General features: G+C 72.3%; 21 protein-coding genes. 13 read left to right on the top strand and 8 right to left on the bottom strand.

Features of this window, described 5'->3' with window-relative positions:
- Positions 1-113 precede the first annotated feature (113 nt).
- The 3 genes from OG538_RS33300 to OG538_RS33290 all read left to right on the top strand — a co-directional run bounded on the left by OG538_RS33300 (position 114) and on the right by OG538_RS33290 (position 2,085).
- Positions 114-956: a DeoR/GlpR family DNA-binding transcription regulator gene (locus tag OG538_RS33300; protein ID WP_406099251.1), complete on the top strand. Its 843-nt coding sequence runs from the start codon at positions 114-116 to the stop codon at positions 954-956.
- A gap of 53 nt (positions 957-1,009) precedes the next feature.
- Positions 1,010-1,462: an SRPBCC family protein gene (locus OG538_RS33295; RefSeq protein ID WP_406099250.1), complete on the top strand. Its 453-nt coding sequence runs from the start codon at positions 1,010-1,012 to the stop codon at positions 1,460-1,462.
- A gap of 143 nt (positions 1,463-1,605) precedes the next feature.
- Complete coding sequence (locus OG538_RS33290) at positions 1,606-2,085, top strand: SRPBCC family protein (RefSeq protein WP_406099249.1); 480 nt, start codon at positions 1,606-1,608, stop codon at positions 2,083-2,085.
- A 109-nt stretch (positions 2,086-2,194) separates the two neighbouring features.
- On the opposite strand, the gene OG538_RS33285 is transcribed toward OG538_RS33290, so the two are convergent.
- Positions 2,195-3,346 carry a PLP-dependent cysteine synthase family protein gene (locus tag OG538_RS33285; protein ID WP_406099248.1) on the bottom strand — a complete coding sequence of 384 codons (1,152 nt, stop codon included), beginning with the start codon at positions 3,344-3,346 and terminating at the stop codon, positions 2,195-2,197.
- A gap of 227 nt (positions 3,347-3,573) precedes the next feature.
- Here OG538_RS33285 and OG538_RS33280 point away from each other — a divergent pair, with 227 nt between their 5' ends.
- Both OG538_RS33280 and OG538_RS33275 read left to right on the top strand, forming a co-directional pair.
- The gene (locus OG538_RS33280) at positions 3,574-3,891 is read left to right on the top strand and encodes a hypothetical protein (RefSeq protein ID WP_406099247.1); all 318 of its coding nucleotides are present in this window, start codon (positions 3,574-3,576) and stop codon (positions 3,889-3,891) included.
- Positions 3,892-4,078: 187 nt separating this feature from the next.
- Positions 4,079-4,600 (top strand): ATP-binding protein, encoded by a 522-nt coding sequence (locus OG538_RS33275; RefSeq protein ID WP_406099245.1) that lies wholly within the window; start codon positions 4,079-4,081, stop codon positions 4,598-4,600.
- A gap of 58 nt (positions 4,601-4,658) precedes the next feature.
- Here the strand turns inward: OG538_RS33275 and OG538_RS33270 are convergent, their stop codons facing one another.
- From OG538_RS33270 to OG538_RS33260, 3 genes are read right to left on the bottom strand one after another with little or no spacing between them, the layout of a single operon-like run.
- Positions 4,659-7,229 carry an ABC transporter permease gene (locus tag OG538_RS33270; protein ID WP_406099243.1) on the bottom strand — a complete coding sequence of 857 codons (2,571 nt, stop codon included), beginning with the start codon at positions 7,227-7,229 and terminating at the stop codon, positions 4,659-4,661.
- Positions 7,226-8,002: an ABC transporter ATP-binding protein gene (locus OG538_RS33265; protein ID WP_406099241.1), complete on the bottom strand. Its 777-nt coding sequence runs from the start codon at positions 8,000-8,002 to the stop codon at positions 7,226-7,228. The genes OG538_RS33270 and OG538_RS33265 overlap by 4 nt, the downstream gene beginning before the upstream one ends.
- Positions 7,999-8,289, bottom strand: a complete 291-nt coding sequence (locus tag OG538_RS33260; protein WP_406099239.1) for an SHOCT domain-containing protein — start codon at positions 8,287-8,289, stop codon at positions 7,999-8,001. The genes OG538_RS33265 and OG538_RS33260 overlap by 4 nt, the downstream gene beginning before the upstream one ends.
- 203 nt (positions 8,290-8,492) lie before the next feature.
- On the opposite strand from OG538_RS33260, the gene OG538_RS33255 reads away from it, so the two are divergent.
- The 4 genes from OG538_RS33255 to OG538_RS33240 all read left to right on the top strand — a co-directional run bounded on the left by OG538_RS33255 (position 8,493) and on the right by OG538_RS33240 (position 11,049).
- Positions 8,493-9,062 carry a TetR/AcrR family transcriptional regulator gene (locus OG538_RS33255; RefSeq protein ID WP_406099238.1) on the top strand — a complete coding sequence of 190 codons (570 nt, stop codon included), beginning with the start codon at positions 8,493-8,495 and terminating at the stop codon, positions 9,060-9,062.
- A gap of 97 nt (positions 9,063-9,159) precedes the next feature.
- A complete protein-coding gene (locus OG538_RS33250; RefSeq protein WP_406099237.1) occupies positions 9,160-9,588 on the top strand; it encodes a cupin domain-containing protein in 429 nt (142 codons plus the stop codon).
- Positions 9,569-10,150, top strand: coding sequence for a DUF4865 family protein (locus tag OG538_RS33245; protein WP_406099235.1), 582 nt, complete (start codon positions 9,569-9,571; stop codon positions 10,148-10,150). The genes OG538_RS33250 and OG538_RS33245 overlap by 20 nt, the downstream gene beginning before the upstream one ends.
- The gene (locus OG538_RS33240) at positions 10,144-11,049 is read left to right on the top strand and encodes a phosphotriesterase (RefSeq protein ID WP_406099234.1); all 906 of its coding nucleotides are present in this window, start codon (positions 10,144-10,146) and stop codon (positions 11,047-11,049) included. The genes OG538_RS33245 and OG538_RS33240 overlap by 7 nt, the downstream gene beginning before the upstream one ends.
- A 40-nt stretch (positions 11,050-11,089) precedes the next feature.
- Here OG538_RS33240 and OG538_RS33235 read toward each other — a convergent pair whose 3' ends face one another.
- Positions 11,090-12,304, bottom strand: coding sequence for an ROK family protein (locus OG538_RS33235; protein ID WP_406099233.1), 1,215 nt, complete (start codon positions 12,302-12,304; stop codon positions 11,090-11,092).
- A gap of 166 nt (positions 12,305-12,470) precedes the next feature.
- Between OG538_RS33235 and OG538_RS33230 the strand changes: the two genes are divergently transcribed.
- The 4 genes from OG538_RS33230 (at position 12,471) to OG538_RS33215 (ending at position 15,355) form a co-directional block, all read left to right on the top strand.
- Complete coding sequence (locus OG538_RS33230; RefSeq protein WP_406099231.1) at positions 12,471-13,688, top strand: MFS transporter; 1,218 nt, start codon at positions 12,471-12,473, stop codon at positions 13,686-13,688.
- A 117-nt stretch (positions 13,689-13,805) separates the two neighbouring features.
- Complete coding sequence (locus OG538_RS33225; RefSeq protein WP_406099230.1) at positions 13,806-14,177, top strand: SCO4225 family membrane protein; 372 nt, start codon at positions 13,806-13,808, stop codon at positions 14,175-14,177.
- Positions 14,178-14,208: 31 nt separating this feature from the next.
- Positions 14,209-14,961, top strand: a complete 753-nt coding sequence (locus OG538_RS33220) for a maleylpyruvate isomerase family mycothiol-dependent enzyme (protein WP_406099229.1) — start codon at positions 14,209-14,211, stop codon at positions 14,959-14,961.
- A 79-nt stretch (positions 14,962-15,040) separates the two neighbouring features.
- Positions 15,041-15,355 (top strand): DUF6332 family protein, encoded by a 315-nt coding sequence (locus tag OG538_RS33215; protein ID WP_406099228.1) that lies wholly within the window; start codon positions 15,041-15,043, stop codon positions 15,353-15,355.
- Here the strand turns inward: OG538_RS33215 and OG538_RS33210 are convergent.
- The 3 genes from OG538_RS33210 to OG538_RS33200 form a co-directional block, all read right to left on the bottom strand.
- Positions 15,316-15,981, bottom strand: a complete 666-nt coding sequence (locus OG538_RS33210) for a response regulator (RefSeq protein WP_406099227.1) — start codon at positions 15,979-15,981, stop codon at positions 15,316-15,318. The two genes, OG538_RS33215 and OG538_RS33210, sit on opposite strands and share 40 nt — an antisense overlap.
- Positions 15,978-17,327, bottom strand: coding sequence for a sensor histidine kinase (locus OG538_RS33205; protein WP_406099226.1), 1,350 nt, complete (start codon positions 17,325-17,327; stop codon positions 15,978-15,980). The genes OG538_RS33210 and OG538_RS33205 overlap by 4 nt, the downstream gene beginning before the upstream one ends.
- Positions 17,328-17,444: 117 nt before the next feature.
- Positions 17,445-18,227 (bottom strand): TetR/AcrR family transcriptional regulator, encoded by a 783-nt coding sequence (locus OG538_RS33200; protein ID WP_406099225.1) that lies wholly within the window; start codon positions 18,225-18,227, stop codon positions 17,445-17,447.
- Positions 18,228-18,252: the final 25 nt, after the last annotated feature.

The following is an 18,252-nucleotide window of genomic DNA, read 5'->3' as shown; positions in this document are numbered from 1 at the left end:
GTCCGCATCGCTCTTGTGGAATCTCCCCAGTGCGGCGGCCCGCGACACCGCGTGGCAGGATGAGCCGTCGACATGGACTGCCGCACGGCCAGAAGGAAGGACCGGGCACTGCGTTGAGCGAGAATCAGAATCTGCTCGCGGAGCAGCGGCGTGCGCTGATCCTCGACGAGGTGCGCAGGCGCGGCGGGGTCAGGGTCAACGAACTGACCCGGAAGCTGAGCGTCTCCGACATGACCATCCGCCGGGACCTGGACGCGCTGGCCCGCCAGGGGGTCATCGAGAAGGTGCACGGCGGCGCGGTGCCCGTGGTCGAGGCGAGTACGCACGAGCCCGGTTTCGAGGCGAAGTCGGCACTGGAGCTGACCGCCAAGGAGGACATCGCGCGGGTCGCCGCCACGATGGCCGTGCCCGGCAGCGCCATCGCGCTCTCGGGCGGCACCACCACCTACGCCCTCGCCCAGCATCTGCTGGACGTACCGGACTTGACGGTGGTGACCAACTCGGTACGGGTTGCCGACGTGTTCCATGCCGCGCAGCGTCCGGGCTCGGCGGGCTCGCGCCCCGGTGCCGCGACGGTGGTGCTCACCGGCGGGGTCCGGACCCCGTCCGACTCGCTGGTCGGACCCGTCGCCGACCGGGCGATCGCCTCACTCCACTTCGATGTGCTCTTCCTCGGCGTGCACGGGATCTCGGTGGAAGGCGGACTGTCCACGCCGAATCTGGCGGAGGCCGAGACCAACCGCCGTTTCGTGAAGTCGGCCCGGCGCGTGGTGGTGGTCGCGGACCACACCAAGTGGGGCACGGTGGGCCTGAGTTCGTTCGCAACACTGGAACAGGTGCACACGTTCGTCACGGACGCGGGTCTCTCGGACGGCGCCCGAGAGGAGATCCAGGAGCACCTTCCGGGTCTTGTGGTGGCGGGCCGGGACACGGGCGACGGGCCGGCGCAGGACTGAGCCGCGGATTCCGCTCAGCTCGCGCCGGGACCGTGACGTCCTAGGATCGACCTGTGGCCGTCTTCCGGATCGAGCGCTTCACCCCTCTGCCCGCAGCCGAGTCCTGGCGCCGGGTGACGGACTGGGAGCGGCACGCCTCGCAGGTCCCGCTGACGACGATCACGGTGCCCACCGGCCTGCCGACCCGTATCGGGACGGTCTTCGTGGCCCGGACGGGGATCGGGCCGCTGGCGTTCGACGATCCCATGGAAGTGGTGCGGTGGTCACCGCCTGCCGGCAGCCGGGCGGGGCTGTGCCGCCTGGAGAAGCGCGGCCGGGTGGTGCGGGGCCGGGCCTCGATCGATGTATACCCCACCCACGCCGGCTCCCATGTGGTGTGGGTGGAGGAGCTCGGCGTGCGGCTGCTGCCGCGGTGGGGCGACCCCCTGATCGCCGGTGCGGGCCGGCGGATCTTCGGCCGGGTACTGGACTCCATGCTGGACCGGCCGGCGCAGCCGTATCCCTGAGGGCCCCGGCCCGGGCGACGGCACACCGGCCCGTCCACGCCACGCTCCGCGATCCGGGACCGTCGGATCCGAGGACATCTGACGGCATGTCAGCTATGGTGTGCGCGAACCCGACCGCCGTCGACCGCCCGGGAGGTGCGTTCATGGCACGCCGACTCCGAGCCGTGGGCCTCGATTTCGTCGAGTCCGCCCCGCTGCGACTGGTCTTCGCCGCAGAGGTCTCGGCGCCGCCCGATACCGTGTACCGCGCCCTGGCCGACGATGTCGAGGGCTGGCCCGGCTGGTTCACGGCGGTTACGTCGGCTCTGCCGCTCGACGGCGGCGCGGGCCGCGAGGTGCGGCTGCGGGGCGGCATCGCGTTCCGGGAGGCAGTCGTCGCCACCGAACCCGGTGAGCGGTACGCCTACCGGGTCGACCGGACCAACGCTCCCGGTGTGCAGGCCCTGTTGGAGGAGTGGCGGCTGACCCCGGCCGGCACCGGAACCCGGGTGCAGTGGACCTTCGCCGCCGACGGCTCACCGCCGTTCCGGTTCATGTTGCGGCGGGCGCGCGGGGCGGTGGGCAGGTCGTTCCGCGAGGCGGTGCGCAATCTGGACCGGCGCCTCTCGGCGGCTGCCGCCTGAGGGCCGGACCGCGCCATATCGCGCCGGGCCAGGCGGGTCAGGCGGGTCAGGCGGGTCAGGCGGGTCAGGCGGGTCAGGCAGGTCAGGCGGGTCAGGCAAGCGAAGCGGGTCAGGCGGAACACTCCTCCTGGCCCGGCCAGTTGCCGGTCGCCAGGAACCGGTCGATCGTCCGCGCGTAGGGCGCGATGTCGATGCCCTGGGCGGCCAGCCAGTCGTCCGAGTAGTACTTGTCGAGGTAGCGGTCGCCCGGGTCGCAGATCAGGGTGACGATGCTGCCGGTGCGCCCCTGCGCGACCATCTCGGCCACCAGCTTGAAGGCGCTCCAGAGCCCGGTGCCGGTGGAGCCGCCCGCCTTGCGGCCGATGGACCGCTCCAGGGCGCGCACCGCCGCGACGGTGGCCGCGTCCGGGACCTTCATCATCCGGTCGATGGCGCCCGGGACGAAGCTCGGTTCCATTCGGGGCCTGCCGATGCCCTCGATGCGGGAGCCGCAGTCGCTGGTGGCGTGCGGGTCCTGGTGGGTCCAGCCGTCGAAGAAGCAGGAGTTCTCCGGGTCGGGGACACAGATGCGGGTGTCGTGCTGCATGTAGTGCACGTACCGCGCGATGGTGGCCGAGGTGCCGCCCGTGCCCGCCGTGGCGACGATCCAGGCGGGCTCGGGGTACCGCTCCATCCTCAACTGCTGGTAGATGGACTCCGCGATGTTGTTGTTGCCCCGCCAGTCCGTGGCCCGCTCCGCGTAGGTGAACTGGTCCATGTAGTGGCCGCCGGTCTCCGCGGCGAGCCCGGCGGACTCCTCGTAGAGCTTGCGCGAGTCGTCCACGAAGTGGCAGCGGCCGCCGTGGAATTCGATGAGCCGGCACTTCTCGGGGCTGGTGGTGCGGGGCATCACGGCGATGAACGGGACGCCGATCAGCTTGGCGAAGTACGCCTCCGAGACGGCGGTCGACCCGCTCGACGCCTCGATCACGGGCTTGCCGGGCCGGATCCAGCCGTTGCAGAGCCCGTAGAGGAACAGCGACCGTGCCAGCCGGTGCTTGAGGCTGCCCGTCGGGTGGGTCGACTCGTCCTTGAGGTAGAGGTCGATGCCCCAGCTCTCGGGGAGCGGGAAGCGCAGCAGGTGGGTGTCGGCGGAGCGGTTGGCGTCGGCCTGCACCTTGCGGACCGCCTCCTTGAGCCAGGCGCGGTACGCCAGGTCGGTGCGGTCGATGTCGACGGTCGCCGCAGCGACGCCGTCGTGCCTGTGCTCACTCGTGCCCATCAGCGCGCTTCTCCTCGTAGGACCGGTCTCGGCGGGCCCCACGATATGCCCCCTACCTGCACAAACACTGCCTTTGGTACTCCATAGCACTGCCTTTGTGCTTCGGAGTGGCCCCGACGGCCCACGGCGTCAGAAATGGGCCGCTGCGTCCCGTTCTGCCCCTGGTGCACAGGCCCCCGGGTGTGCACACTTCCTCTCAGGGGTGCGATGAAGGGGGCGAAGGGGCCGTGTACGAGACGGAGTTCAGTGAGACGGGCGTACGAATCGACCGGTGGGCGCGCTCGCTCACCCGGGCTGGGCAGGTCACCATCAAGGACGGCCGGGTGGTCCTGCTCACCAGTTACGGCCGGGAGATCGACAGTGCGCCGGCGGGGACGGTGAGCGCGGGCAGACCATGGTTCGCGGGCGAGAACGCGACGGTGGCGCGGGTGAACGGAACGCGGTACCGGCTGACCATGCCGCGGGGCCGGGGCAAGCCCGATGACGCCGCTCCCGCCCGGCGCTTCCTCGAAGCCGTATTCAGAGCGGGTGGCCGTCGGGGCTGACGGAGCGGCGTCATCGGAATACCGCGAGTTGCGGAGCCGTGGCGGCTGGGCGACATTGGAGTCACGTCACTCATGGTTCACCGGCGGTGACAATGCGATCCAGGCCGCCGGCGCAGAATCAGCAGCCAGCCATCTGCTGGATCCGTTCCTTCGTCTTCTTCCGGACCTACTTCGGGGAGTCGCAGCCGTGATCAGCGAGCCAAGCAGGCACTGCACGGTGGAGCTCCAGGCCCTGCCGTCGCGGATCGGTCAGGTCCGCAGAATCATCTCGGCGCAGCTGCGCTACTGGCATCTCGATCCTCTGATCGACCAGGCAGCGCTCGGCGTCACGGAACTGCTGACCAATGTCCACCGGCACGCACAGCCGGACAAATCATGCACCGTCGAGGTCGAGTTGCTGCTCGACCGGCTGACGGTGTCCGTCCACGACCACGACCCACGCCTACCGACCGTGCGCGAGGCCAGCGACTCCAGCACGTCGGGGCGCGGACTCGCACTCATTGCCGCGGTCAGTGAGAGCTGGGGCGTCCGCCCCCGGGGCGGTGCGGGAAAGGTGGTCTGGTTCACCCTTCCCACCCCCTCCCTGTTCGCCACGCAGCCACCGCACGCGCTGTACGGGGCGACGACCGACGGGCCGTTCGAACTGAGCGGCAGCACGGCACCGGAAGGCGTAACGCCCTCGGTCGCCAGGTCCGTCGTCGTCGGCTGACACCGCAGGAGCGGGGCGCCTCCCGGGGCGCCCCGCTCCTGTCGTGCCCGCACAGCCCTCAGTCGGTGGCGATGGCGCGGAGCACATCCAGCCGCGCCGCGCGCCGGGCCGGGCGCCGGCCTGCCGCAGCACCGGCCATGACACCCACCAGCGCGACCACGAGCAGCCGCGCCAGTGGGAGGGCGAAGGCGAACGCGGTGTCGCCCGCGCCTTCGGACGCCTTGACCAGGACCCAGCCGAGGAAGCCGCCCAGCAGCAGTCCGCCGGCCGTGCCGAACGCGGCGACCAGGACGGACTCCCATCGGACCATGGCCCGCAACTGCGTTCTGGTCTGCCCGACGGCCCGCAACAGGCCCAGTTCCCTGGTGCGTTCGTGGATGGCCAGGGTGAGGGTGTTCGCGATGCCGAGCAGGGCGATCAGGACCGCCAGCGCGAGCAGGGCGTAGACCAGGGTGAGCATCATGTCGATGCCGCCGGCCGAGGACCGCGCGTACTCGCCGCGGGTCTGCACGTCCGGGCTGCCGTACGCGGCGGCGGCCTTGGCGACCGCGGCCTTTCCGGATGCGGTGGACACCCCGTCCTTGAAGGACACGGCGACCAGCGAGTCGGCGTCCTGGCCGCGGTGGGGGGCCCAGGCCTGGCGGGTGATGACGTAGTCGCCGGCGAGCTCCGGCTGTCCGTACACGGCCCGGACGGTGAAGGTCCGTTCCCTGCCGTCGGTGAAGGTGAGCCGTGCGGTGGATCCGGTGTGCAGCCCTCGCCTGCCCGCCTCCGTGTCCGATACGGCGATGCCGTCCGCACCCAGCGCCTTCATCGACCCGTCGACCTTGCCCAGGTCGAGGACCACGGCGAGAGCGGCCGGGTCGGTGACGGTCAGGGCGCGTCCGGAGCCGTTGACCTCGGCGACGCCCTTGCCCAGGCCGACGGCGGTGGCGACGTCGGGCAGCCGGTCGACGGCGGGGGCGAGCCGGGGGCTGAGCCCACTGCCGCCGGCGCCGAAGGCGGGTGCGCTGATGGCCACGTCACCGGCGAACGAACGGTCGACGGTCTGGTTCATGGTGGCCTTCAGCGAGGCGCCGAACACCGTGAAGAGCGAGACCACCGCGACGCCGATCATCAGGGCGGTCGCGGTCGACGCGGTGCGCTGCGGGTTGCGCAGCGCGTTGCGCCGGGCCAGGTGCCCGGTGACGCCGCGCAGCGGGCCGAACGGCGCGCCGAGAATCCGCACGGCGTAGGAGGAGGCCACCGGGCCGAGTACGACGAAGGCGGCCAGTGCCAGCACCGCTCCGACGGCCGACAGCCAGACGGACGGGCCGGACGGCAACCCGGTCAAGATCACCCCCACCGCGGCAAGCAGGAGCGCGAGTCCGGTGACGGCACGGGTCCGGGACGCGGCCGAGTCGTCGACGACGGTCTCCCGCAGGGCCGCGAGCGGCGCGGTGCGTCCGGCGTGGACGGCGGGCACCAGGGCGGAGCCGACGCAGACGACGACACCGACGCCGAGCGGGAGCAGCATGGACACACCGCTGATGACGAGGGATCCCTCGGGGAACGGGAATCCGATCGCCGGGAAGAGAGCCTGGAGTCCGGCGGCGATGCCGATGCCACCGGCCAGCCCGGCAGCGGAGGCGATCACGCCGACCACGGCGGCCTCCACGAGGGTCGAGCAGAGGATCTGCCGGCGAGAGGCGCCGAGCGCGCGCAGCAGGGCGTTCTCCCTGGTGCGCTGGGCAACGACGATGGCGAAGGTGTTGTGGATGGAGAACGTCGCGACCAGCAGCACGATGCCGGAGAACACCAGCAGCAGCGTGGTGAAGAGGCCGAGGAAGGCGCCCGAGATCATGTCCTGGTTCTCGGCGGCCGAGGCCTGCCCCGTTATGGCCTCGGTGCCCGGGGGCAGCACGGGTCGCAGTGCGTCCACGAGTTCCTGCTGGCTTGTGCCGGGGCCGGCCCGGACCAGGATGCTCGACGCCTGCCCGGGCTTCGGGGTGAGGTGCTTCTCGGCGTCGGCGAGCGTCATCGCGGTGTACGTCACCTGCGCCATCCCGTCCTCGCCGCCGAAGGTGGCCAGACCGACGACGGTGACGCTGACCGGGTCGGGAGTGCGCAGGACGGTCCTGTCGCCGATCTTCAGGCCGCCCTTCGCGGCGGTGCCGCGGTTGACGACGACTTCCCCGGGTGCCACCGGGGCGCGGCCCTCGGCCAGCCGGTAGGGGTTGAGCTCAGGGTCGTCGATCCAGTTTCCGGCCAGGGTGGGCGGCCCCTGGCCACCGATGGGCTTCCCGTCGGCGCCGATCAGCTGGCCGGCACCCTGGATGTCGGGGACGGCAGCGGCGACCTGGGGCAGTTGTCGCACGCGCTGGGCGAAGCCGGAGCTGACCGGCTGCCGGGCACCTTGGGACTCGCCGGAGACGGTGACGACGTTGGTGCTGCGGACGAGCGCGTCGGTGCCGCTCGCCGCATTGCCGAACATCGTGTCGAAGCTCGCGCGCAGGGTGTCCCCCATGACGAGCGTGCCGGCGAGGAAGGCGACCCCGAGCACGACCGCGGTCAGGGTCCCCAGGAAGCGGCGCCGGTGGGTGCGGAGCGAGGAGAAGCCGATGCGCACGGAGGCGCGGGAGCCGGTCATGCCGTCCCCTGGGTGCTCGGTGCGGGATCGAAGGCCTTGAGGCGGTCGAGTACGCGTTCGGCGGTGGGATCCGGCATCCGGTCGACGAGCCGGCCGTCGGCGAGGAAGACGACTTCGTCGGCGTGCGCGGCGGCGACCGGGTCATGAGTGACCATGACGACGGTTCGCCCGGTCTGCCGGACGGTGCGGCCGAGGAGCCGGAGCACCTCCTGGCCCGCGCGCGAATCGAGGTTGCCGGTGGGTTCGTCGGCGAAGACGACGTCCGGATTCCCTGCGAAGGCCCGGGCGACGGCGACCCGTTGCTGCTGGCCGCCGGAGAGTTCGCTGGGCCGGTGATGCAGCCGGTCGCGCAGTCCGACGGTGTCGATGAGGACGTCCAGCCGGGTCCGGTCGGGGCGCTCCCCCGCCAGGTCCATGGGGAGCGTGATGTTCTCGGCGACGGTGAGCGTCGGCAGGAGGTTGAAGGCCTGGAAGACGAATCCGATGCGCCGGCGACGCAGCAGGGTGAGCCGGCGGTCGTCGAGTGCCCCGAGTTCGGTTTCGCCGATGAACGCCGTGCCCGAGGTGAGGGTGTCGAGTCCTGCGGCGCAGTGCATCAGCGTGGACTTGCCGGAGCCCGAGGGCCCCATGATCGCGGTGAAGCGGCCGGCCGGGAAGCCGACGCTCACCCCGTCCAGGGCCCTGACCTCGGTGTCGCCCGTGCCGTAGACCTTCACCGCGTCGACGACGCGGGCGGCGCTCGTGGTACCGGTGGCGGGAACGGTGGTGGTCATGCCGCACCGCCCTTGCCGTGGATGCCGAACTGCTCGTCGAGGACGGAGAGTCGGCGCCAGTACTCGTCCTCGTCGATCTCCCCGGCGGCGAAGCGCCGTCCGAGCAGGGTGATCGGCGAGGGTTCGGCGGTACCGTTCTGCGTCGCGCGGGGCTGCCAGGGGCCGCGCCGACCGTGCCGGACGGTGCGCCGCAGGACGGTGACGACGGTGAGGACGACGGCTGCCCAGACGAGCGGGAAGAGGAGGACCCACGGTCCGGGTCCGCCGTCGAAGGCCAGGGTGTTCATCTCGGTCAGCTCCTCGGTTCACGCTTCGGGATGCACGCTTCTGCGTCACCATCGAGCCTGTCTCCGCAGGGGGGTCCGCGTCGTCGTACGGCCAGCGGCAGTGGACGTACCCCACGGGGAGTAGACGGCGGTCCTGCGACTGCTCCCGACCCTCGGGCACCAGAAGAGGTGGACGCTGTACCTACTGGTATGTACAGTGAATCATGAGCACTTCGGACCGTCTCGTCGAAGCCACCCGGGAGCTCCTGTGGGAGCGCGGCTACGTGGGCACCAGCCCCAAGGCCATCCAGCAGCACGCCGGTGCGGGCCAGGGCAGCATGTACCACCACTTCACCGGCAAGCCGGATCTGGCACTGGCGGCGATCCGCCGTACGGCCGAGGAGCTGCGCGGGACGGCGGGCCGGGTTCTGGACGCACCCGGGTCGGCGTACGAGCGGATCTCGGGCTATCTGCTGCGGGAGCGCGACGTGCTGCGTGGCTGCCCGGTGGGGCGGCTGACGATGGACCCGGAGGTCATCGCGAGCGACGATCTGCGGGCACCCGTGGACGAGACGATCGCCTGGCTCCGCGACCGGCTCGCCGCGATCGTCCAGGAGGGCCTGGAAGGCGGCGAGTTCGACCCGTCCCTGGTCCCCGAAGACGTCGCGGCGTCGATCGTCGCGACCGTGCAGGGCGGCTACGTGCTGGCACGCGCCTCGGGTTCGACGGATGCCTTCGACGCAGCCGCCCGCGGACTGCTGGCGCTGCTCGCGCCTCGTACGGCCCCCGCCTGACACCCCGTCGAAGGCGGACCGGCGGCATCGCTCGCCCTCGTACGGACATCCCCTGACGACCTGTCGTACGCCACCCATTCCGAGGAGCTCCTCGCGCATGCGCATCACCAGGAACCGGCCCGACACGCGGTCCGGGCCGGCTGAGCACTTCAACGGCACCGTCTGGCTCGACGAGGTCGCGGCCCCCGGACCACCGTCCGGGCTGCGCGTGTTCAGCGTGCACTTCGCACCGGGCGGCCACACCGCATGGCACACCCACCCGCACGGCCAGATCCTCCACGTCACCGAGGGCGAAGGCCTGGTGCAGCGCCGGGGCGGACCGGTGGAGTTGATCCGCGCGGGCGACACCGTGTGGATCGAGCCGGACGAGTGGCACTGGCACGGCGCCGCCCCGCACGCCTTCATGACCCATCTCGCCGTCGTCGAGGCGGCCGAGGACGGCACCACCATTCACTGGCACACCGACCCCGGCGTCCCCGAGTACCCGGCAGTCCGAGGAGCGCAGCATGCACGCGATGCAGTATGAGATCACTCTGCCCGCCGACTACGACATGGGGATCATCCGTGAACGGGTGGCGGCGAGGGGCCACCTCATGGACGCCTTCCCGGGGCTCGGCATCAAGGCGTACCTGATGCGGGAGCGCGGCGAGGACTCCCCGGTCAACCAGTACGCGCCGCTCTACCTGTGGACGGCGCCCGAAGGCATGAACACCTTCCTCCGGGGGTCCGGATTCCAGGGCATCGTGCAGGACTTCGGGCGTCCCGACGTGCAGCACTGGGCCGGTCTGTCGTACGGGGAGGGTCCCGCGTCGGCCGCGCTCCCCCACTCGGCCACCCGCCTCCGCTCACCCGTACCCCCCTCGGCCCCTCCGGCGGAAGCGATCGACGCCGCCCTGGAGGAGAGCCGGCGACTCGCGAAGACGTCCGGTGCGGTCGCCACGGCGCTGGCCGTCGACCCCCGCCACTGGGAACTGCTCCACTTCACGCTCTGGGACCACCCCGCGCCCCAGGAGGCCGGCGACCGCTACGAGGTGCTCCACCTGAGCAGGCCGGAGCGCGACCAGCTCGGGGAGGGCCGCCAGTGGTAGCCGCGGTCCGCACCGTCCTCGGGGACATCCCCGCGGCCGAGCTCGGCGTGTGCGACGCGCACGACCATCTGTTCCTGCGCAGTCCCGTGCTGCCGGGCCAGGAGCTCGACGACACCGGCGCGGCGGCCGAACGGCTGCGGGCCTTCGGAGGGTTCGGCGGCCGGTCCGTGGTGCAGTGGACGCCGTACGGCATGGGGCGCCGAGCCGATGTGCTGGTGGAGCTGTCCCGTGCGACGGGGACGCACGTGGTGGCGGCGACGGGCCTGCACCAAGCCGTGCACTACCCGGCGGCGCTGCTCGACCGGATTCGGGACGACCTCGCCTCGCTGTTCGTCGCGGAGCTGACCGACGGAATCGGCTCGACGTCGGTGCGAGCGGGGCTGATCAAGGTGGCCGGTGCCTTCCACACGGTCGACGCCCATGCCCGGCTCACCATGACAGCGGCCGCCGAGGCACATCACCGCACGGGGGCGCCGATCGCCGTCCACCTGGAGCTGGGCACGGCAGCGCAGGAGGTACTCGACCTGCTGTGCGGCACGTTGGACGTCCCGCCCCACCGCGTGATCCTCGGCCACCTCGGCCGGTCGCCCGACGGCGCAGCCCAGCGGGAGGTGGCGCGGACCGGTGCGTTCCTCGCGTTCGACGGTCCGTCGCGGGCCCATCACGCGACGGACTGGCGGCTGCCCGAGGAGCTCGCGGACCTGGCCGGGGCCGGATTCGGCGGGCAGTTGCTGCTGGGCGGTGACACCACTGTGCCGGAGACCCCGGGCATGCCCCATCTGCTGAACCGGCTGCGCCCCCGGCTGACCGAGGTGCTGGGGGCGCAGACCATGGCGGACGTGCTGATCGCCAACCCTGCACGGGCGTTCGCGTTCGAGGCGCCGCCACGGACCGCTTGACCGGGGTGGGGCGGGGCCGGCGCAACACGCCGCCGCGCCCTCAGGCGAGCGCCCCCAGCGGGTCGTCCAGCACGGGCTGCCAGGCCAGCTCCGCCGCCCCGACCAGGCTGTTGTGGTCGAGGGTGCACGGCAGGATCGGCACGCTGCCGCTGCGCCCCCACAGACTGCGGTCGGCGACCACCGCGCGCAGCCGTTCGGGGTCGGCGTCCAGCAGGGCGCGGTGCAGGCCGCCGAGGATGATGCGGTCCGGGTTGAGGATGTTGACGAGTCCGGCGAGCCCGAGGCCGAGTCGGTCGATCAGTTCCTCGGCGGCGTTGCGCACCGCCGCGTCGTCGTACTCGTTGCGCAGCAGGTCCCCGGACTGTTTGAGCAGCGACTCCTCGGGGCCGGGTGCCCGCCCGGCCGCGACGAGGAAGGCGAGCGGGTCGGTCTCGACGTCGAGGCAGCCACGGCCGCCGCAGTGGCAGGGGCGGCCCTCGGGGTTGACCGTGAGATGGCCGACCTCCAGGGCCAGGCCCGAACTCCCGGTGTGCAGACGGCCGTCCAGGACGAGCGCGCCGCCGACACCGCGGTGGCCGGTGGCGACGCACAGGAGATGCTGGGCTCCGCGACCGGCCCCGTGGCGGTGCTCGGCGAGCGCGGCGAGGTTGACGTCGTTGCCGGTGAACGCCGGGCCGGTGATGCCCGCTTCGCGGACGCATGTGGCGAAGATCTCGCGTACCGGGGCGCCTGCGGGCCAGGCGATGTGGAGCGGGTTGAGGGCGGTGCCCTCCGGCTCGGCGACGGCGGACGGCACCGCGAGGCCCGCCCCGACGCATCGCAGGCCACTGTCGCGCAGCAATCGCGCACAGTCGTCCACGACTTCACCGATGACCTGGGCGGGGTCGGCCGTGATGGTGACACAGCCGGGGGCGGTCGCGACGAGCCGGCCTCCGAGCCCCACCAGCGCGGCCCGGAATCCGTCCGCGTGCACCTGAGCGGCGAGGGCCACCGGGCCGGACTCACGCACGGCCAGCCGGTGCGAGGGCCGGCCCTGCGAACCGGCGGCGGAGCCGGGGCTCGAGTCGACCTGGATCAGGCCGAGCGCCTCCAGCTCCGCGGCGACCGCGCCGGCGGTGGCACGGGTGACGCCCAGCTCGGAGGTGAGGACGGCGCGGGTGGGCGCGCGTCCTGTGTGGACGAGCTCCAGCGCGGGTCCGAGCGCGCTGCGGCCCCTCTCCAACTTCGTCCGGGTGGTGGTCACCTTGCCGTTCATGGGGGCGAGTCTCCCATGATCCGGAGGTGGCGCGGACGCCGCAGCGCCCGTCTTCTCCCCCGCACTGCCCGGCTCCACCGCATGGGGCGGTCAGCCATGACACGTCGCGCGTGCCAGGTGGGCGGCCGTCTTGCGCCCCTCGTCCGCGGGCCCCTATGCTGAGTTTGTGCCGCAACTAAACAAACTGCGGACGGCCCTGCCGGGGGGACCGGGCGGAAACACCGCCCCACCTTCATCGACACGCCTCCGTACCGCGCTGACCGTGTTCTTCGCCCTCGACGGGTTCCTCTTCGCCGGCTGGGTGGTCCGCATCCCGGCCATCAAGCAGCAGACCGGCGCCTCGGCCTCCACCCTCGGCCTCGCACTTCTCGGCGTATCCGCCGGCGCCGTGATCACCATGATGCTCACCGGCCGGCTCTGCCGCCGTTTCGGCAGCCATCCGGTGGCCGTGGTCTGCGGCATCCTGCTGTCGCTCAGCATCGCGCTGCCCGCCCGGACCCATTCGGCACTCTCCCTCGGACTGGTGCTGCTGGTGTTCGGCGCCGCGTACGGCGGCATGAACGTGGCGATGAACAGCGCCGCGGTGGATCTGGTCGCCGCTCTGCGGCGCCCGGTGATGCCCAGCTTCCACGCCGCGTTCAGCCTCGGCGGCATGATCGGCGCCGGACTGGGGGGTCTGGTCGCCGGCGGCCTCTCACCCTCCGCGCACCTGCTCTGCCTGACCGGAATCGGACTGCTCGTCACCGCCTTCGCGGGCCCGGTCCTGCTGCGGTACCCGTCACTGAAGGCCGCGCCGACGGCCGCCGACGGCGGGGCGCGCGAGCGGCGCCCGGACGGACGGGCGCGCCGTGTGGTGATCCTGTTCGGCGTGATCGCGCTCTGCACCGCGTACGGCGAAGGCGCCCTGGCCGACTGGGGCGCCCTCCACCTGGAGCAGGACCTGCACGCCCACCCCGGGGTGGCGGCAGCCGGCTACTCCCTGTTCGCGCTCGCGATGACGGCGGGGCGGCTCTCCGGCACGGTACTGCTCGAACGGCTCGGGCAGACCCGCACCCTGGTCGCGGGCGGCGGCACCGCGGCCGCCGGGATGCTGCTCGGCTCGCTCGCCCCGACCACCTGGCTCGCCCTGCTCGGGTTCGCCGTCACCGGGCTCGGCCTGGCGAACATCTTCCCGGTGGCGGTGGGCAGGGCCGGGGAGCTGGCCGGTCCCGGCGGAGTGGCCGCGGCCTCGACGCTCGGCTACGGCGGCATGCTGCTCGGCCCCCCTGCGATCGGCTTCCTGGCCGACTGGTTCTCCCTGCCCGTGGCTCTGACGACGGTGGCACTGCTGGCGATGGCCGCGGCGGCACTGGGTTACGGCGCTCGCAACGCGGCGCACGCATGAGCGAGTGAGTAGCCGTACTCAGGCAGGAACGGTTCTCCCGTCGCAGGATGGGGACGTAACGACCCCTCCCGCCGGCTGTCCGCGCGGGAGGGGTCAGACGTCGACGGGGAGCACGCCATGAAGAAGCCGGTCCTGACCAAGCAGCACATCCACGCGCTCGCCCGCCTGACGTTCGGCAACGCCGTTTCGCTGGTCTACCTGGGTGTGGTGGTGGCGACCACCGTGTTCGTCGCCGTGGACACGCTGTTCGTCGCCCACGAGGACGCCTCTTTCGCCGGGGTGTGGCTCTTCGTCCTGGCTGCGCCGACCGTCTTCGTCTTCCTCATCGGGAGCTCGATGCTGGGCGCGGAGACGGCCGGGCCGGCCTGGTTCGTCTACCTCGCGCTGGTGGTGTCCGTACTCGCGCAGTCGCTCGCACTCGGCTGGTTCGCGCGACTGATGCGCGGCAGCCGCGGCAGGACCCGCCGGGCCCGCCCCCAGGGCGCCTGATCCGCCGGCCTCCCCTGGCACAATCCCTGCCATGAAGATCACGCAGTACATACAATCCCTGGCCTCCGAGGGCCGGTTGCTGGCGGACGCGGCCCAGGAGGCCGGGACCGGAGCGCCCGTGCCGACCTGTCCTGGCTGGCAGGTGCGCGACCTGCTCAGACACACCGCGATGGTGCACACCTGGGCGGCCGCGTTCGTCACCGAGGGCCACACCTCGTACGTCCCCGACGCCGGCGAGCCGGACCTGGACGGGCCCGCGCTCCTCGACCGCTTCCGCACGGGGCACCGGCTCCTGGTGGAGGCGCTGGAGCGCGCACCTGAGGACCTGGAGTGCTGGACCTTCTTCGCGGCGCCGTCGCCCCTGGCCTTCTGGGCGCGGCGGCAGGCGCACGAGACGGCGATCCACCGGGTGGACGCGGAGTCCGCGCGGGGCGGGGCCCTCTCCCCCGTGACGTCCGCTCACGCGGCGGACGGCATCGACGAGTTGTTGCGCGGATTCCACGCCCGCCCGAAGAGCAGGGTGCGCACCGATGTGCCGCGCACGCTGCGCGTGCGGGCGACGGACACCGCAAGCGTGTGGACCGTACGGCTCTCCACCGAGCCGCCGGCAGCCGTGCGCGAGGATGATGATTCCTCCGTAATGCCGCCCGTGGACTGTGAGTTGAGTGCCACCGCCCAGGAGCTCTACCTCACGCTCTGGAACCGGCGGCCGCTCACGGCTCTCACGGTGACCGGTGACCCGGATCTCGCCCGGCTGTGGCGCGAGAGGTCCTCGGTCATCTGATCCTGAGAGGTCCCCGGGCGGCTGGGACACGCGGCGGGCGGGCTTGTCCGCCCAGCAGCGCGCCTGTGACACTTCGGACATGGAACACCGAAGCCAGGCGGACCGTGACGCCGTGACCGTCGAGATCGGCTTCGCCGTGCTGACCGGATCCCTGCTGGCGGGGGTCGCGTTCGTCACGGTGTGCGCCCCCGCCCTCCTGCCGGGCCCGGGCGGCGGTGTCGGCCCGGGACTGCTCGTGGCCGCGACCGTCGTGGCCGCACTGGTCTTCGTCGGTCGCGTCGTCGACGTGCTGTGGCGATTCGGCCGCCGCGCCACGGAGCGCGAGGTCGGCGGGCGCGCCCCGATACTGCCGGATCAGCCGAGCCAGCCCGGGCGTACCAGCCCCGACTCGTAGGCCAGCACGACCAGCTGGGCCCGGTCCCGGGCGCCGAGCTTCACCATCGCCCGACTGACGTGGGTCTTCGCGGTGAGCGGGCTGACGATGAGGCGGCGGGCGATCTCGTCGTTGGACAGGCCGATGCCGACCAGGGCCATCACCTCCCTTTCCCGGTCGGTCAGTTCGCTCAGTGCGGGCGCTGCGACCGGCTCCTTGGACCGGGCGGCGAACTCGGCGATCAGGCGTCGTGTGACGCCCGGCGAGAGCAGCGCGTCCCCGCCGACCACCGCCCGGACGGCCCGCAGCAGTTCCTCCGGCTCGGTGTCCTTGACGAGGAAACCGGAGGCTCCGGAGCGGATCGCCTCGAAGACGTACTCATCGAGCTCGAAGGTGGTGAGCATCACCACCTTCACTCCGTCGAGCGCCGAGTCCTGAGTGATGGCGCGGGTCGCGGCGAGACCGTCGAGCCGGGGCATCCGGATGTCCATCAGCACGGCGTCCGGCCGCAGTTCACGCACCAGACGGACGGCTTCCTCGCCGTCCGCGGCCTCGCCCGTGACCTCGATGTCCGGCTGGGCGTCCAGCAGAGCCCGGAATCCCGCCCGGACCAGCAGTTGGTCATCGGCGAGCAGTACGCGAATCACGGTGCCTCCTTCGGGTGGGCCGCCCGGCCCGAACCGCCGGCCGGCAGCGGGAGTTCGGCCCGTACCCGGAAACCGCCGCCGGGCCGGGTCCCCGCCTCGATCGTGCCACCCAGGGCCGCCGCCCGTTCCCGCATCCCGGCCAGTCCGTTGCCGCTGCCCCCGGCGTCCGTGCCGGTGGCGGGCCCCTCGTCGTCGATGCGGAGCATGATGCGGCCCGGCCCGTAGCCGACCCGGACCTCCGCGGTACGTGAACCGGAGTGCCGCACCACGTTGGTCAGGGCCTCCTGAACGATCCGGAAGGCCGCCAGGTCCGCGCCGGGTGGTACGGCACCGCGTGAACCGTCCGTGCCGACGGTGACGGTCAGTCCGGCGCTCGCGGCCTGTTCGACCAGTTCGGGAAGCCGGTCGAGTCCGGGGGCCGGCGCCCTCGGCGCGTCGCCGGGCGTACGAAGGGTGTCCAGGACCTGCCGTACCTCGCCGAGCGCCTCCTTGCTGGCGTCCTTGATGGTGGTGAGCGCTGTGCGGGCCTGCTCGGGGTCCGTGTCGAGCAGGGCGAGTCCGACACCTGCCTGGACGTTGATGACGGAGATGCTGTGCGCGAGGACGTCGTGGAGCTCCCGGGCCATCCGCAGCCGTTCCTCGTCGGCCCGCCGTCTCTCCGCACGTTCCCGCTCGGCCCGCTGCGCTGCCCACTGCTCGCGGCGTACGCGGACGAACTCGGCGGCCGCGATGATGGCCACCACCCAGGCGGCGACGCCCAGTTCCTGCCCCCAGGGTGGCGCGGTATCGCCGTCGGGAGGCAGTCGGCGGTAGAGCCAGTGCGCCACCACGAGGTGGCCCGCCCACACCATCGCGACCGCCGACCACGCGGCCCGTCGGTGTCCGGCGACGACCGCACTGAAACAGCCCACGGCCACAGCCAGGAAGACCGGGCCGTACGGGTAACCGGCGCCGAGATAGACCATCGCCGCGGCCGAGGTCCCGAAGACGGAAACGACGGGGTGACGGTGGCGCACCAGCAGTACCGCCACGGCGCCGAGGAGGAGCAGCCTGGCGAAGAGGTCGAGCGGGGCCTTGTCGTCCGTTTGTCCGCGGGCCGCGAGCGTGGAGCCGACCATGACGACGACACCGAGCAGGATCGTTGACGCCCAGGGCAGCCGGCCGGTGGACCTCCCCTGGGTGCCCGTCAGCCAGCGCGGCGGCTCCCCGTTGCTCCAGAAGCCCCACGAGCTCCGCGTGCCGGTCTTCTTCCCGCCCGGCCCGCCACGCGCCCAGGGCGCTCGCCGCGGCGGTCCGCCTTCGTTCCCGGGGGGATCGCCGCCAGTCTGCGCGCGCTGCTCTTCCATGCCGGCCACGCTAGACCGCGCACCTGCGCCCCGGCGTCCGCCGGGCGTGGTGATCACCCGTACTCCCCGGGGAGTACGGCGAACGGGGCGAGCGCCCGCTGACGGGCCCCGTTCGCCTCAGCGGCCGCCGAGCAGGCCCACCGTACGGCCCAGCTCCGTCACGGCCTGCCGGAAGAAGACCTCACGGGCCTCCACGACGCGGTGGAACTGGCCGAAGATCTCGAACGACAGCAAACCGAAGAGTTGGGACCACGCGGCGACGAAAGGCGCAGCCACGGCCGGCGGCAGACCTGGGGCGAGGTCGGCGGCCAGCCGCTCGGCCTCCGGACGCAGCTCCTCGGCGAGCGGCGGCAGTGCGAGCCCCTCTTCGCGTTGCGCGTCCTCCACGACGGCGAGCAGGACGAGGGCCACCCTGGACGCGGGGCCGATGGTGGCCTGCGGTGCGGTGTAGCCGGGCACGGGCGACCCATAGATGAGGGCGTACTCGTGGGGGTGCGCCAGAGCCCACTCCCGTACGGCGCACGCGACCGCGACCCAGCGGGCCAGATGAGCCGCGGATGCGGGGGCCTTGGCAGGCCGCCGGGCGGGGGATGCGGGGGCCTCGGCAGGCGGCCGGGCGGGGGATGCGGCCTCCGTTGCCCCTTCCACCGCCACCCGGTGGGCGTGCTCGGCGGCTTCGCCGACGGCGTTGTACGCATCGACGATCAAGGCGGTGAGCAGTTCGTCGCGGCTGGGGAAGTAGCGGTAGAGCGCCGACGACGCCATGCCGAGCTCGCGTGCCACGGCGCGCAGGGAGAGCTTTGCCGCACCTTCCGCCGCGAGTTGCTCTCTTGCCTCGTCCTTGATGGCGGCGGTGACCTCGATACGGGCCCGTTCCCTGGCTCCCCGGATAGCGCTCATGACGGCCAGTCTGCCATGAAGTGAG

The sequence above is a fragment of the Streptomyces sp. NBC_01013 genome (assembly GCF_045162765.1).
Classification (GTDB): domain Bacteria; phylum Actinomycetota; class Actinomycetes; order Streptomycetales; family Streptomycetaceae; genus Streptomyces.
This window is presented reverse-complemented; position numbering and strand designations above follow the sequence as displayed.

What these genes read in the sequence shown, in the direction of transcription:
- OG538_RS33290 (WP_406099249.1), top strand. Translation starts at nt 1,606, where the DNA reads ATGGCACGCCGACTCCGAGCCGTGGGCCTCGATTTCGTCGAGTCCGCC.
- OG538_RS33285 (WP_406099248.1), bottom strand. Translation starts at nt 3,346, where the DNA reads ATGGGCACGAGTGAGCACAGGCACGACGGCGTCGCTGCGGCGACCGTC.
- OG538_RS33270 (WP_406099243.1), bottom strand. Translation starts at nt 7,229, where the DNA reads ATGACCGGCTCCCGCGCCTCCGTGCGCATCGGCTTCTCCTCGCTCCGC.
- OG538_RS33265 (WP_406099241.1), bottom strand. Translation starts at nt 8,002, where the DNA reads ATGACCACCACCGTTCCCGCCACCGGTACCACGAGCGCCGCCCGCGTC.
- OG538_RS33260 (WP_406099239.1), bottom strand. Translation starts at nt 8,289, where the DNA reads ATGAACACCCTGGCCTTCGACGGCGGACCCGGACCGTGGGTCCTCCTC.
- OG538_RS33255 (WP_406099238.1), top strand. Translation starts at nt 8,493, where the DNA reads ATGAGCACTTCGGACCGTCTCGTCGAAGCCACCCGGGAGCTCCTGTGG.
- OG538_RS33250 (WP_406099237.1), top strand. Translation starts at nt 9,160, where the DNA reads ATGCGCATCACCAGGAACCGGCCCGACACGCGGTCCGGGCCGGCTGAG.
- OG538_RS33245 (WP_406099235.1), top strand. Translation starts at nt 9,569, where the DNA reads ATGCACGCGATGCAGTATGAGATCACTCTGCCCGCCGACTACGACATG.
- OG538_RS33235 (WP_406099233.1), bottom strand. Translation starts at nt 12,304, where the DNA reads ATGAACGGCAAGGTGACCACCACCCGGACGAAGTTGGAGAGGGGCCGC.
- OG538_RS33225 (WP_406099230.1), top strand. Translation starts at nt 13,806, where the DNA reads ATGAAGAAGCCGGTCCTGACCAAGCAGCACATCCACGCGCTCGCCCGC.
- OG538_RS33220 (WP_406099229.1), top strand. Translation starts at nt 14,209, where the DNA reads ATGAAGATCACGCAGTACATACAATCCCTGGCCTCCGAGGGCCGGTTG.
- OG538_RS33215 (WP_406099228.1), top strand. Translation starts at nt 15,041, where the DNA reads ATGGAACACCGAAGCCAGGCGGACCGTGACGCCGTGACCGTCGAGATC.
- OG538_RS33205 (WP_406099226.1), bottom strand. Translation starts at nt 17,327, where the DNA reads ATGGAAGAGCAGCGCGCGCAGACTGGCGGCGATCCCCCCGGGAACGAA.
- OG538_RS33200 (WP_406099225.1), bottom strand. Translation starts at nt 18,227, where the DNA reads ATGAGCGCTATCCGGGGAGCCAGGGAACGGGCCCGTATCGAGGTCACC.